Genomic DNA, 14140 nt, shown 5'->3' with positions numbered 1-14140 from the left:
AGACCCTCAGGCACGATAGGTGAACCGGCCGAGGTAGTGCAGAGCGGTCCCGTGCGGGTTAGTGACCATGTTAGGAGCGAAGACACAGATCGCGGCGTCGGCCAGCTCGTTCGACTCCACTTGCGGCAGCCACTGGTCGGCGTACGAGGCCCCTCGAAGGAGTACCTCGGGGACAACCAGCCCGAGGTGACCGTCGTCCCGGGCGTGGACGGCTTCGACGCACATCGGTTCGAGCTCGGCAATCCCAGCCTCTCCCATAAACACGGACGGCTCCGCATCCCCGTCCTCCGACCGCCCCGCGTCGACGTAGTCGCGGATGTCTTCGAACGAGGAGAACCGGCCGCGCGAGACGAAAACGTGCACCACGCCGGCTTCAGTCACCTGATCATTCTCACCCAACACTGAACCCGCCCGCAGTTCACTGTGGTCACTTGTGAAACACGCCCTAGAACGGGGGCTCCAGGGTGAACTCGCCCTCAGCAGACCAGGGATCATCCTGCTTCCGCCGCTCCGCTGCCTCCCGTTCCCGCTGTTCGACGGTCGCGCGCGCCTCGGCGATCGTGGGGATGGAGTCGAGGGCCTCGGCCGGACGATCGTGCCTGATCAGCATGTCGGACAAGTCGTGGTGAACCAAGTAGTGAGTGGAGGAGCGGAGCAGTGCGAGGGCCTCCTCCAGTCGTCCGTCCCGCTCCAGCAGCCGCGCCAGCGCGGTGTCCCACCGGCCCGGCTCCCGCTTGTTGAGGGCGGTGGCCTCCGAGATGCCCTCCGCGCAGCGGCCCGCCTCGCCCAGCAGCCAGAGCCGCAGGTGGCGGACCTGGTCCGGGTGCTCCTCGACGTATGCGTCGGTGAGCCCGTCCAGGAGTTCGAGCGCCCGGTCGGGCCGGCCGTCGTCGACGAGCAGTTCCAGCGCCTCGTGGAGGAAGTTCCAGCAGTCGTAGTACTCGTAGGTGGGCCGACCGATTTCGATGGCTTCGTCGACCCTCCCGCGGCGGACGAGGAGGCGCATCAGTGCCGCCCGGTCCTTCGGGTGGTCGTGGGCCTCGATCCCCTCGCGCAACACGGTCTCCGCCTCGGACGCCCGCCCCGCGTCCTCCAGCGCCTTCGCGTACACGTCGAGAGCGGAGCGGTGGTCTTCGGCAGCCAGGGCCCCCAGCTCCTCGATCAGGCCCTGCCGGGCGAGGAGTTCCGCGTAGTACTCCGGGAAGTTGACGGGGTGGCGCCGGCCCGAGGCCCACTCGGCACGCAGGACCTCGACGGCCTCGTCCGCACGCCCGGCCCGCTCCAGGACCCGGGAGATCAGCAACAGCACGTCCCACCGGTAGGTCCGGCCCGTCCCGCAGGACTCACCGCACCGCTCGCACGCCCCGGCCTCCGCACGCTCCCCACGCTCCGCTTCCCGCGTGAGCAACTCCAGGACGAGGTCGTCGCGTCCCCGGCCCTCGGTCACCTCGACCAGGCGGGACCGGAGCCAGTACTCCCCGAGATGCGCTGCCCACGGCGAAGACGCCGACCGCGGCGGTGACCAGCGACAGAGCGGCGAATTTCAAGAGCATGGGTCGTGTGTTGTTGTTCCCCATGGCGGAACCTCCTCATTGCGATCCTCTTGCGCGAACAACGTGAGGCCATGGCGTACGAGATATGGCGTCGGATGCAACGACTCCGGCGGACGTCCGCCTGCTGCTCGACATATGGGCCTGCCCCACGCACACAAGACGCCGCTCCCCGGCGCTTTGTGACACCCACCATCGAGCAGGTCGACCGCGACCGAACGGCCGGCGACCGTGCTGTGGGCCGGCCGCCGAACACAGCGGTCGTGCACGCGCGCCGACGAAGCACCGCAGCCCGGACACGCGGTGCCTTCGGCGCTGCTCGCCGCGCGGACGCGAACTGCGTCGGCATCGACCTCGACGCTCTCGACACGCACCCCGACTGTCGGAAACAGAAACAGCAGCCCGGCCCACCACGACAACGACAACTCCATGGACCGACCGTGCGCACCACACGCCGGCTGATCCAGCCCTCAGGAACATGCTGACGGAGCATCAGTTCCGTGTGCGGGGCTCCGGCGTGCACAGCCGCCCGCATCCGAACGACACGCCACCAGGCTCCGTCGTCACCGAACGTAGGCGCTCCCCGGAATGGATGTTGTTGGTGATCTTCGCCGGTGTTCGCCGGCACCGCCGTGGGGCGGGGCCGCGCACATCGGACAGGCGGGCACGATGCCGGTGTCCGGCATTTAGCCTGGCGGGATGAACGAAGACGAACGGCCGGCCGAGGCACAGGGCCAGGACGAGGTGTGGCGGCGGCGCGCCGAGGACTATCCGGCTGCCCTGTATGAACTCGCCACCGGACGGCGGGGCCAGGGCGTGCCGCACGAGATTCTCGATCCCATGCTCCTGCTGTGCACACACCATCGCACGGAGGCGGGCGTCGCGTTGGTGGCCCGCTTGGTCGATGATCTCGCCGCGGACGCCGACCCCAGGGACACGCCGGAGTTCCTGGTCCGTCGCATGGCCTGGCAACTCGTCCAGCACGGCGGCCTGTCCTTGCGGCCGCTGCTGACGCTCTTCGAGGAGCCGCCCCTTCAGCTTGGCCTGGCCACCGAGTTCCGGGCCTGCCTGCTGCAGGAGCTCGCGCGGGTCTTCGGCATCGTGCCGTCGCGCGGCGCGCACGACGTGTGGAACACGGCGTGGGACTATCACAGCCGGCTGGCCGATCTCCGACATCCGCTGGCATGGCTTCCCCTGGAGTCCTTCCAGTTCGAGCACAGGCTCCGCAAGCACGACGGCACATGGGGGACGGGCGGCGACATGGCCGGAGCGGGCGCCGAACGAAACCCGGTCGTCCCGCCGACTCCGTCCGGCACGTCAGCGGGGTGCGCAGCGCGCGAGCTGACCGACCCCGCACGAACAGACGCCGCACTTGCCCCGCTCACCGCCATCATGCAGAAAGAGGCCCGCTTCTACACGCTGCCCACCCCGCTCAAGCCGTCCGACTTCAACGGCGCCCTGCTGTCCGCGCTCCCCGCCGACTGCCTCGCCGACACGACGCCCGACACGGTGTACACCCTCCACACGACCGGCGACCAGGTGCTCGGCGACCTGTTCGTCCCCGCCGACCGGGGAAGTGCCTTCGGTGCCAACACGCGCTGCCGAGGCCAAGTCGGCGCCTACGGAAGACTCCACGCCTGGCGCAGCCTGTACGCCCTGATGGGGCTGGCCAAGGATGTGCCGCTCCCCGAGGCCATCCGACACGCCGCCGAATGCCGTTGGCTGCGCTTCACCCTCCCACAGCACACCAACGAATGGTTCGGCGGCGACGGCCTGGACCTCGGATTCGCGGTCCTGGACGCCGAGCGCACCGGGCTGGCGATCCTGGCGACCAGCGAAGTGGACTGACCCGGCGCCGCGCGCCCGACAAGGATCACCAGCAGCGCCGATCTTGTGGTCCGGCAACGGATTGGCTTCCGGCCCGACGCCTGACCTGGCATGACGCGGTCACGCCTGACGCGCCTCGTGCCTGGATCACAAGATCGATGCTGTTGGTGATCTTTCGTGGAATCAGTGTGTTCGTGGGATCGCGAGTTCGTCGCACAGACGTCGGAAACGGCTGAGGTCTCTGGGCGTTCGGGCAGGCGTTGTGCCCGGTGGCATGCATCCGCTGAGCCGGTCGATGTTGATGCCGGCAGCGGTGAGGACGTGTTGGACGTGTGTCTTGGCGATGCCGCGGTAGCGGCAGTTGCGTATTCCGTGGGCGCGGACGGCCTCGGAGACGGTCGCCTCGCAGCCGGCCCGCATCGAGTACTGCCGCCGCCATTCCGGGGTCTGTTGTTCGAGGCGGGCTCGACTCTGAATCTCGTGCAGAGGCCGGGGCAGCAGGGTCAGATATCGCCCACGGCCGCCGGTGTTGCCGGTGCACCGGAGCCGGTCCTCGCAGGCCCTGCAGGCGGCTTGGGGAACAGGACGGAAATGCGCGGGTGTTGATCTCCGACGGTGGGTTTCCAAGGCGGGCTGGTGATCCCACGCGGACAGGTCGCGGTGTGGTTGTCCCAGTCGAAGGTGAAGTCCTCCTTGGCGAAGCCGGGTCGGTCGGCCGCGCGCGGGTCGACCCGGACCGGACCGGTCAGGTCGATGCCGTGCTCGACGGCCGCGTGCCGGATCGTCTCCGCGCTGACGTAGCCGGCGTCGACCAGATGCTCGTGCGGGGCCAATCGACGGGCGACGAGAGCCGCGTGGATACCGTCGAGCGCTTCGATGTCCTGTTCCGGGGCGGGCGCCGTGACGACGTGCACGATCACGTTCGGCCCGCCGGTGTCACAGGTCTCGGTCCGATGGACGCGGTAGCCGACCCACGCGGCCTTGCCGGCCTTGTGGCAGAACCGGGCCTCGGGATCGTGCGGCGTGACGACCTCCATCGTCGACCAGGGCACCCGCGCCGAGTCGGGGTCGGGCGACCCGTCGGCGGCCGGGGCGGACGCGGCCCGACGAGGTCGGTCCCGGCGACTGGCCCTGTCCTTGGTGTCCTTCGGGCCCCGCCAACGCAGCCGGCCGTCTGCGTCGTACCGGTACTGCTGCACCCAGACCTGCCCCAGGACATGCATTGATGGCAAGGCCCGCAGCCTCGGCGGGGCGTCCGGCGCGTGTGCCGCGCGCAGCAGTGACATGCCGTCCGCGCCGACCTGTTCGACGTAGGCGCCCAATGCGGCCTTGCCCTTGGGCAACCGGTCGTAGTGAATCGAGCGGCCGTAGCGCTCGGCCCAACCCGGTGTGATCAACGGTGACAACCACGCCTCGTTCGCCGTGGCCAACGCCTCCAATGCGGCCCGCAGACTCTCGCCGACCAGTTCGGCCCGGTTGAGTCGGCGCACCGCAGCCGGCACGTGCGTGGAGTCGGTCCGCTGCCGCCCACCACCTCGCACCAGCCCGGCCGCGACCAGCCGAAACCCGTGTATCGGTCGGGACCCCTGCGCTCTCGCGGAAGGCGGGCCGGGCGCCGCGCCCCCGGTGCGATCGGCACGTTGTGCTCTCTACTCTTCGAAGGCTTGGGTCACGATGGCGTTCGCCGTTGCGGGGGGCAGGCCACGGTGATCGACAAGCAAATTCGCGAGTGTCGCTTTCGTCTTCCGCCGCCAATCGCCCGGGTCCGCTGTCGAGCGAAGTTCAACCGCCTCGTCCTGCGCAGGCATCACGATGACGTTGGCCGGCCTTCTCGGCGTAGGCCCCATCCGCGACGCCCCCAACCGCTCGCCACAGGCAACCGGCAGTACACCGCACCCGCCCGCCGCCACGCGACATCGACCCGTCCTCGCACCCGCGGGCCTCCGGTCAGGGAGCGCGACGGAGTTTGCACAAACGACCTTCGTCGGGGTCACCGAGCCACTGCCACAACACCGGCTTCGCATGCGTGCCGCCGGAGGTGAACGACGAGAAGGACCGGTCCCGGGCGAACGTCAACCGGACCTCGGCGGACTCCGCGCCGAGTGCGTGGAACGTCCACGTGCCGGATCCCGTGCGCGGAGTCAGGTCGAAGACCCCGGTCGAGGCCCCTCCGTGGTGGTCGCCGCACAATTCGGATGCGTGAAAGGTGCCGTCCGCGTTCAAGGTGACCGACCCGGCGTCCTCGTCCCGCCAGGTACCGACCGCCTCGTTCCTGTCGATACGCAGCGCGCGTGGTGTCCCGTCGCCCCAGATGAGGTACGACACGATGACGACGGCGCCCAGCAGTACGAACCCGACGAACAGCGCACTGCAGCCGAGGCGGGGAAACCGGCTGCGGCCACCGCGGCGGGCGACAGGATGTCCCCACGGCGGCACCGACTCGACAGCCATCGAACCCCCTTGGCCGATCTGTGAGGCCTTTGTATCCCACGCTGCCGATCGGCAGGATGCCGGGGCTGATCGAACCATCGGCCGGCATGTCGGTGGTGGCGGGCGTGCTCGACGCCCTCGACGTCGAACCCGGCCACAACGTCCTGGAGTTGGGCACGGGCACCGGTTGGAACGCGTCCGGCGCGAACACGTGCCGTGGGAGCGCCTCGACGGCTTCGCGCACCCACGGCGCGTGTTTCGGCCACGCCCGACGGGCGTCCGTCGCCTGCATGGCGCGGCCACGGAACCCGGCGCTCTCGCCGGACGATCCGGCGGCGCGGGCGGATCCGGCGACCGCGGCGGTCCCGGCCCGGTCCGTGCTGCAGACGGCCCGCGCCTGCGTCGCCGGCTGCGTCGTCCGCGTCGAGGAAAAGCGTGAGGTGTGTTTCGAGCGGTGGACGGCTCGATGCGGACGCGATCCGTATGCCGCAAGACGCCAGGTACCGGTTGCGGGGCAACCTCTAGACCAACCCCAGCCCGGGCAGCTGAAGCGCCAGCCCCGAAAGCAGCACCGGCACCCCGATCACGAACCGTCGCCGCCGAAGACACGCGGCCGACGCGAACCCGACGAGCGTCACCACGAAGCTGAGCCCGCAGATCCCGAGCGTCCACCGGAAGTCACTTCGATACCGGGCCCGGCACGCGGCGTCGTCGCAGACCCCCGACCCGTCCGCGACGCCGTAGAGCGCCAACAGATCCGCCATCGCCATCACCACGAACACCCCGAGCATCGCGACCCCGACCAGCGCGGCCACAACCGGGTGCATCCCACCACGCGGCGTCGAAACCCTCTTCTCCATGCCGAGCACGCTACGAGCCCGCCCCACCCCGGAGCGTCCGCACACATACTCAGCCGAGTACTCAAACGACGCCGCCGGCCCGGCCGACCGCGCCGGAGGATGTGAGCGCGCACACGGCGGCGACCGCACCGGGTCGGTGTCGGCCCGAAGCAGCCGGAGCCTGCGCGGGCACGCCGATATCCTGCGCGAGGGCCTCGACGGCCGGACCGGGTTGCGCGCCGAACACGAGAAGCAGATCGACGAGGAAGCCCGTGCAGCCTACTGCGCGAAGGTCGAGCAGTCCGCCAGGTCGGCCGCAGCAATCGAGGCTTGGTTCGGAGTGAGCCCGATCGGCGTCGGAGGCGAGACGGCGTCCCGGCCCGTCCGGCCCGGACGAGGCGGCGAAGCAGGCCGCTCGTAACCGGGCCGAGCGCACCGTGGCGATGGTGTGGGTGGAGCCGGTGGGCCAAGTACCCCCGAACCGGAGTCGGTTCGGGGGTGACGCGGCACCCGCCCCTTCCTTATGGTCTAGACCTATGACCAGACGATTAGGCGATGCCGTCCGCGGGGCAGTGGTGATCGCGCTCATGGCCACGCTGACCGCCGCGATTCCGGCCGAGGCCGCCCCTTCACGACCACCGACGCTCACCTGGACGACCTGTCCGCCCGACCCCAACGGCGTTCCCGTCGACCCGCGAGTACGGTGCACGACGTTGCGTGTACCGATGGACTACCGTGCCCCGGCCGGCCCGACGATCGAGATCGCGGTCTCCCGGCTGGCCACGGCCAAGCCGGGGCTGCGCCGCGGCATCCTGCTGCACAACGCGGGCGGGCCCGGCGCGGCGAGCCTGAACCGGCCGAGCACGTTCGTCAACCTCTATCCGCAGGACGTCCTGGACCGCTTCGACCTGATCGGCTTCGACCCGCGCGGTCTCGGATACAGCACGCCGATCACGTGTGGACGCACCACCCAAATCACCAACGAGCGTCTCTTCCCGTTTCCGGCCCCGGACGGATCGATCGCGGACAACGCGGACTTCGCCCGTACTCTGGCGCGCGACTGCCTCGCCAACGGCGGCGCCCTGATGCCGCACGTGACCACGGCCAACACCGCGCGCGACATGGACCGGATCCGAATCGCCCTCGGCGAACGCAAGCTCTCCTATCTCAGCGCTTCCTACGGCAGCTACCTGGGAGCGGTGTACGCCGAACTCTTCCCCGATCGCACCGACCGGGTCGTTCTCGACGCCAACGTCGACCCCAACGCCACCTGGCACGATCGATGGGCGTCCTGGGACCCAGGGTTCGACACGCGGTTCGGGGACTTCGCCGCCTGGGCGGCCGAACGGCACGACACCCTCGGCCTCGGCACCACCCCTGCCGCCGTACGCCGGGGCTACCTCGACACGGTCCAGCGTCTCGATCGCTCCCCGGTGCGACACCCCGAAGCGGGTGCCGTCACCGGCAACCTGTTCCGAGCCATCTATCAGGCGTACTCGTACCACACCCTGCAGTTCCCGGAATTCGCCGCGTGGTGGCGGTTCGTCGCCGGTGCCGGGCCGCCTCCCCCGTGGGGCGAGTGGCCGAGCACGCCCGGCATCCCCCGGGACAACGACACAGCCGTACTGCTCGCGGTGACCTGCGGAGACAGCCGTGCCCCGCGCGACATCGCCCACTACCAGCGCGAAGTAACGCTCAATCGGGCCCTGTTCCCGATCCTGGGCGGCATGGGCACCAACATCTGGCCCTGCGCGTTCTGGCCCGAACCGGTCGAGCCGGCCGTACGGATCACCGACCGCGGAGCGAGCAACATCCTCCTGCTCCAAACCACCCGGGACCCGGCCACGCCCTATCCGGGCGCACTGCGCATGCGCCTCGCCCTGGGCAAGCGGGCACGCATGATCACCGTGGACGGAGGAAACCACGGCGCCTACGACCCCGAGGCGCCGTCCTGCGCGCTCACCCGAGCACACGACTTCCTGAGCACCGGAACCCTGCCCCCGCGCGACCTCTTCTGCTTCCACGACCCGTCGATCACACAGGACGGAAGCCCGCCTCGCGGCGCAACCCTCCACCCGCCTCGCCCACCGATCGCCCCGTTCTGACCCCACGCGCGCCGCGCACCGATCGCCCCCTCCCGACCCCGACTCCCCGGCCCACCCGACACACGCCCTCGACCGGCTCCGAAGCCGATCGAGGGCGCCTCGTCGTCGACCGGTGCCGGCCGTTTCCCCGACGCCGGGTCACTGTCCTGCCGGTCAGTTTGCGGGCGGTCGACGCAGTTGGCAGACCGGGGAGTTGCGCCCGGTGGGTGAGGGCCGTGCTCTCCAGCAGGGCCGGGGGAGGGCGTCAGTCGTCCGAGTTTCGACAGGTAGGTGTCATCGGGGATCTACCGCGCGGCCGCGGACATCGACCCCGCCGGCGGGTTCGATCGTGAGGAGGTCGCCGTCGGGCGCCGCACAGTCGAGCAGGAACGGATGCCGGAGTGCACGGCCACAGCACGTTCGACGAGGGGTGATATTCACCCACTTCGCTCTCACGCGAGCTTCCGCGAGGATCGCGAACGGCACCATCCGCGGATGTTCGGCGCCTGGCCCGGGCGGTCCGTTCACTGTGGGATATGGAACCGGTCGACGCCGACGAGTACTTCGGGAAGGTGCTGCGGGGGGTTCGCCGAGCAGCACCCGGCGACCATGCTCCGTCGTCTTGCGAACCGCTCTCGATCGGTACCGGCGGAAGCCGGGCAGCGTCGTCACGGAGCCCGCCTGGCATTCTGCCCGCATGGACGCTGACACCCCGACTCCGGTCCACATCGACAAGGTCATGGACGGACTGGCCATGAACCCGGCCTTGCCGGCCTCCATGGTCCGGCGACTGTTCGCATGGCGACGGGGAGGGGACAGCGTGGCGAGACGCCAAGACCTCACCGAGGACATGATCGCCGAGATCATCGCGATCGACGACCACTGGCTTCTGCACACCCTGGCGCTCAACGACCGGCTGCCGGACCGGTTCCGCCTCGGCTTGGCCGGCCACAGGGACAGTGCCGTGCGGTCCGCGCTCGTCATCCACGCGGCGACCGCACCGAGGCAGATGTTCGAGAAGCTCATCGACGATCCCGATCCAAAAGTCCGCGAGTACCTGGCCAAGGGCGATCACACGCCGCCCGACCTCCGGGCCCGCCTCGCCGCCGACCCCGATCCCGCAATCCGCGCCGCGTTGGCGAAGCACTGGCCACAAGCGCCGGAGTCGATTCGTCGGATCCTGCTGACCGATCCCGAAACGGGCGTGCGCGCCGCGGCCTGTTCGACCTACTTCGCGCGTCTGCCGCATCCGATACCGCCCTCGGACCTGCTACCGGCCCTGTTGGCAGACCCCGCGACCCGGGCGGGCGCGGTGATCCACGTCGTTCTCGACGCGAAGACCCTCCGGAAGCTCGCCGAGGACCCGGACAATGAGGTGCGCGCTCAGCTCGCCCGACATCCCGAACTGCCGCCGTCGGTCCGCGACGTCCTTGCCGTCGATCCGGCCTTGAACGTCCGGGTGCAGGTCTTCGCCCGGCCCGACACGCCGGGGCACGTGCGAGCGCAGATCCACGCATCCGTCCATGAGATCGCGCGTTCGACGGCGGACCCGGGCCCCGACGCCACCGACGAAGCACTCCTCCAGTCGTTTCTGGACGACTTTGCCCCCACCGAACTGCGGATCCTGCGTTTGGACTGGGTCACGGCCGACCCGCTGCCGCACATCGACTCGCCCTATGTCGGCTTCCGAGTCTCGGCGGCCCTCGGCAAGACCCTTCCCGCCGGCGCGGTGGCCCGGCTGCTCGACGACGAGGAGGAGATGGTCCGCCTCACCATGGCAGCCGCCGCCCCGCACCTGGTTGATCCGGCGACCGCCGAGAACATCGAACGCCGCTACCGCCGGCGGGACAAGTTCACCTTCTGGTGGGACAGGAAGGAGGTCCTGACGTTCCCTTCGGAAGTCCTGCGCCGCTTCGCCACCGACCCCGAGCCCAGGCTCCGGTCCTTCGCGCCCCGCGATCCGAATCTACCCACGAAAATCGCCGAGAAGCTGGCATCCGACCCCGAAGACCGCGTCCGCCGAGCCGTTGCGCCCCACCGCAACCTCCCGCTCCCGGCCCTTCTTCGACTCCTCGCCGACCCCTCCGAGCGCGTCGCGGAGGCCGCCGGGGCTTCGCCGTTCCTTCCCGTCGAGAGCATGGAGCGGCTACTGGCCCTTGCGGACCTGTAGCCGTCGAGTCGCCCGGACTTCGTGCGGCCCCTGATCGCCCTCAATGGCGGCACGAAGAAGCGCGGGCCGCCGCCGATCGGGCGACGGTGTACGCGCACCACAGTGGGTCGCCGCCGGTCGCCGCATCGTCGGCGCGGATGCTCGGCATCGTGTTGCGTCACCGGGGGCAGGAGGCCACGGCGCAGCGCGTGGCGCTGGAGGCGGCCGCGCGGGTGGAGGCCACCGGGTTGACGGCGCCGGCACAGGCCGCAGCGTACGCCCAGATGTTGTGCACGGCCGCCTATACGTGCGCGGGTGTCGGGGAGCGTGCGCGTTGGAGTTGATGGCCGACGCCGAACGCGCCGTGTTGCGGGTGCCGGCCGGCCCCGAGGCCCGGACGGTGTTCACGGTGACGCCCGCGTCGGTGGGGTTGATACGAGGTCGGGGTGTTGTACTCCCTCGGCGACGCCGACGCGGCCTTGTACTCCGGCCGCGACCTGCACCCGGGGCAGTTCCTCACCACCGAGCGGCGCGGGCGCCTGCACATCGATCGCGCCCGCGCGTGGTGGCAACTCGGCAGGCCCGAACAGACCGCCGTCGAACTCGCCGCCGCCCACCGCGAGGCGCCGGGCGAAGTGCGCGACCGGCCCTCCATCCGCCGCATCGTCACCGACCTCGCCCGACGTCATCCGAACACGGTCGGGTCCATGACCTGCGGGCCGCCACCGGGGCGCGCTGAAGACGCCGCGCCCGCGTATCCGTTCAGCGTTCGGCCGGGCCGTTTCGTTCGGATCACATGCCGCCGGCTCCGGTCCTTCCCGACCAGGTGGCTCACGTTTGCGCAGGTTGTCGATCCGGTGCGGACGAACTCGGTTGACGAGGTCGGCATCATGCCTGGCATGGGCACAGACATCACCGGCTTCCTGGAGTACTGCGCGCCGCAGGGCGATCGGGAGCCGACCTGGTACACCGCGCACGACCTCGGCTCCCTTTACGGGAACCGTGACTACGATGCGTTCGGTTGTCTCTTCGGAGTCCGCAACCATGCGAACTTCCGTCCCCTGGCCGCAGACCGTGGTCTGCCGGCCGATGCCTCGGCCACGGTGAGTGCGCGGTTCGCGCAGCTGACCGAGTGGTACGGCGAGGACGGCCTTCACGGCACCACATGGATCACGTGGGCCGAGGTGAAGGCGGTCGACTGGGACGAGCGTGCGGAGAGGCCCGACAGCCGGCTTCACCAGTACCGCCGGACCGCGAACGGGCTCAGGCTGACGGGCAAGTCGTCCTGGAGTGCTGCGTTCGCCGAGGCCGTCGGTCTCCGGAGAGGGGAAGAGCGGGAGTGGCCCGAAGGAAGTGAGTGGTTCGTCGGGGACACGCTCTACAGATCGGTCACCCTCCGCCGCAAGGACGCCATCACCGAAACCGGGGAGTGGCAACCCGTGTGGAAGGCCATGGAGTCGCTTGCAGCACCGTACGGTGACGACAACGTGCGCTTGGTCGTGTGGTTCGACGACTGAGCAGGACCGCGGCATGGGGCCGATCCGGGCATTTGCGCACCGCAAGTGGCCGCTGCCCAGAGTCGGTCCTGCCGGGCGCAGCCGGCCCGGCGAGCCGGCCGAACACGCTCTCGCCGCGAGGGCCTTCACTTCGAGGAGACGTCCGATGGCGCCCGATCCCGGCACCACGAGCGACCCGGCCGAGTCCTACGGGCCCGGCACCAGTCGACTCTTTCTGCGATACGAGGACAGCGTTTCGATGCCGGCGGCGCTGCTCTTCCGGGCCGGCATGGCCGGCCGAATAGTCCCGGGCAACATTTTGCGAGAGTTCCTGGCAGCCGAGTTGCGGAGCGTGTCGCCGCTGCCCGGGGCCTGGTGGGAGTGGTTGGGCGTGCTCGTGCGCACCACCCGGATCGACCGGTCCTGGTCCGAACGGCCCGGAAACCTGCTCGCCGACGCGGTCCGCCGAGCCTCACCGGACCGGGGCGCGGGGTTCGCCGAACTCGCCGAGGCATGTGCGGCTTGGAGCAGATTTCAGGCTCTGGCCGTGATCGACGCCTGCCAACGCGACGACATCGCGGCCCTGCCGACCCGCGACCGGATCCAACGGACCGCGGACGTCCGACGCTTCGGCCTCGGCCCCACCGGTGACGCCGACCCACGCAGCCGGTGAGGCTGTTCGGCCTCGGCGGTGTCAGTGTTTCCAGTAGTCGCGTTCCGGCAATCGAACCCACAGGTCGGGGGGTCCGACGACCGCCTGCGGTCCTGTCGGGCGCAGTTCCGTGAAGGCGAAGGTGAAGGCCACCGCGTTGTACCGGTAGAGGTAGGAGGCCAAGACCTCCTCGGGAGTGTCGTCCTCGTACGGTCCGCCGCCCGGATGCAGGTCCCAGCCCTCGATGACTCCGTCGCGTGCGATCGCGCCCTGGTTGCCGCTCTTGGGGTTGGCGTAGAGGCTGTAGCAAACGGTTCCCACCGACAACCGCGTCAGCACGCCCGGCATCTGCGGCGCATACCCCCACGGCTGGGTCACCGCACAGCCGCCCGGCACGGACGTCACACCGACGATCCGCAGGATCTCGTCCCGTTCGACGGCGTACGGATCCCCCAGCGCCGCGTCGACGATGGCGGCCGGTGCGGGTGCCGCCTCGAGGCGGCGGATAGCCTCGGCCGCGTCGATCCCGGCCACGCAGGCCAATCCCGTGCCCTCGACGTGGAAGCTGCCCAGCGCCGCGACGAGCCGCCCGGCCTCCTGCCCCGCCGCGCGCTCCGCGTCGGTCAGGCGCTCGCCGGGCGGCACGGTGAACAGGTCCGGGGTCGGCCCGGCCAGGCTCAGCCGCCCCGGCGACCAACCGCCGACCGACCGCCGCCACGGATCGGCCCCGGCTGCGGCAAGGGCCCGCGCGTTGTCCGGTTTCCCGGACACGACGGCCTCCCACAACGCCGTCACCCCGTCCTCGAGCGCGTCCACGTCCGCAACCCGCCGGGCCAACTCGGCAACCACCTCCGGAGAGCCGAACACTGCCGCACAATGCAGGGGCCGCCCCCCGCGCCACACCTCCGGGTCGGCGCCCCCGTCGAGGCGACGACGGATGTCGTCATGGTCCTTCCAATCCCAGCCGACACCGGCCCAACCATCCCCCCGCACCGACACCGAACACCCCTCCGACCGCGACCCGACAAGCCCCATGCGGGCCTCCCCCAGGACACTCGCACACGGCTCGGACACCGCCGATACACCGGATCAGGCGGTCGCCGCCGTGTCCCG

12 protein-coding genes and 1 pseudogene are annotated in these 14140 nt (G+C 70.2%); 7 read left to right on the top strand and 6 right to left on the bottom strand.

Annotated elements, in window-relative coordinates; translation table 11 throughout:
- Nucleotides 1–6 precede the first annotated feature (6 nt).
- Nucleotides 7–381 carry a hypothetical protein gene (locus tag ACZOOI_RS29450; protein WP_465278668.1) on the bottom strand — a complete coding sequence of 125 codons (375 nt, stop codon included), beginning with the start codon at nt 379–381 and terminating at the stop codon, nt 7–9.
- A gap of 64 nt (nt 382–445) precedes the next feature.
- Entirely contained in the window at nt 446–1447 is a 1002-nt protein-coding gene (locus ACZOOI_RS29445; protein WP_465278667.1) for a hypothetical protein, read from the bottom strand.
- Nucleotides 1448–2249: 802 nt separating this feature from the next.
- Between ACZOOI_RS29445 and ACZOOI_RS29440 the strand changes: the two genes are divergently transcribed.
- Nucleotides 2250–3398 (top strand): DUF6183 family protein, encoded by a 1149-nt coding sequence (locus tag ACZOOI_RS29440; protein ID WP_465278666.1) that lies wholly within the window; start codon nt 2250–2252, stop codon nt 3396–3398.
- A 162-nt stretch (nt 3399–3560) separates the two neighbouring features.
- Here ACZOOI_RS29440 and ACZOOI_RS29435 read toward each other — a convergent pair whose 3' ends face one another.
- From ACZOOI_RS29435 to ACZOOI_RS29425, 3 genes are all read right to left on the bottom strand, one after another.
- On the bottom strand, nt 3561–4004 hold the full coding sequence (locus tag ACZOOI_RS29435; RefSeq protein ID WP_465278665.1) for a transposase: 444 nt from the start codon (nt 4002–4004) through the stop codon (nt 3561–3563).
- Between the two features lie 1320 nt (nt 4005–5324).
- Nucleotides 5325–5828 carry a hypothetical protein gene (locus ACZOOI_RS29430; protein WP_465278664.1) on the bottom strand — a complete coding sequence of 168 codons (504 nt, stop codon included), beginning with the start codon at nt 5826–5828 and terminating at the stop codon, nt 5325–5327.
- Between the two features lie 500 nt (nt 5829–6328).
- On the bottom strand, nt 6329–6667 hold the full coding sequence (locus tag ACZOOI_RS29425) for a hypothetical protein (protein WP_465278663.1): 339 nt from the start codon (nt 6665–6667) through the stop codon (nt 6329–6331).
- 166 nt (nt 6668–6833) lie between these two features.
- Here ACZOOI_RS29425 and ACZOOI_RS29420 point away from each other — a divergent pair.
- The 6 genes and pseudogenes from ACZOOI_RS29420 to ACZOOI_RS29395 form a co-directional block, all read left to right on the top strand.
- Nucleotides 6834–6977 (top strand): annotated as a pseudogene (locus ACZOOI_RS29420) (type I restriction endonuclease subunit M); the annotation flags it as partial.
- Between the two features lie 394 nt (nt 6978–7371).
- On the top strand, nt 7372–8751 hold the full coding sequence (locus tag ACZOOI_RS29415; protein WP_465278662.1) for an alpha/beta hydrolase: 1380 nt from the start codon (nt 7372–7374) through the stop codon (nt 8749–8751).
- Between the two features lie 676 nt (nt 8752–9427).
- Nucleotides 9428–10900 carry a hypothetical protein gene (locus ACZOOI_RS29410; RefSeq protein ID WP_465278661.1) on the top strand — a complete coding sequence of 491 codons (1473 nt, stop codon included), beginning with the start codon at nt 9428–9430 and terminating at the stop codon, nt 10898–10900.
- Between the two features lie 149 nt (nt 10901–11049).
- Nucleotides 11050–11223: a hypothetical protein gene (locus ACZOOI_RS29405; RefSeq protein ID WP_465278660.1), complete on the top strand. Its 174-nt coding sequence runs from the start codon at nt 11050–11052 to the stop codon at nt 11221–11223.
- 105 nt (nt 11224–11328) lie between these two features.
- Entirely contained in the window at nt 11329–12396 is a 1068-nt protein-coding gene (locus tag ACZOOI_RS29400; RefSeq protein ID WP_465278659.1) for a hypothetical protein, read from the top strand.
- A 145-nt stretch (nt 12397–12541) separates the two neighbouring features.
- Nucleotides 12542–13048: a hypothetical protein gene (locus tag ACZOOI_RS29395; RefSeq protein WP_465278658.1), complete on the top strand. Its 507-nt coding sequence runs from the start codon at nt 12542–12544 to the stop codon at nt 13046–13048.
- Nucleotides 13049–13069: 21 nt separating this feature from the next.
- Here ACZOOI_RS29395 and ACZOOI_RS29390 read toward each other — a convergent pair whose 3' ends face one another.
- Nucleotides 13070–14062 (bottom strand): ankyrin repeat domain-containing protein, encoded by a 993-nt coding sequence (locus tag ACZOOI_RS29390; protein WP_465278657.1) that lies wholly within the window; start codon nt 14060–14062, stop codon nt 13070–13072.
- Nucleotides 14063–14140 lie beyond the last annotated feature (78 nt).

The organism is Embleya sp. L77, from assembly GCF_055557415.1.
The sequence above is the reverse complement of the archived record's forward strand: the minus strand, read 5'-3'. Positions and strand labels throughout refer to the sequence as shown.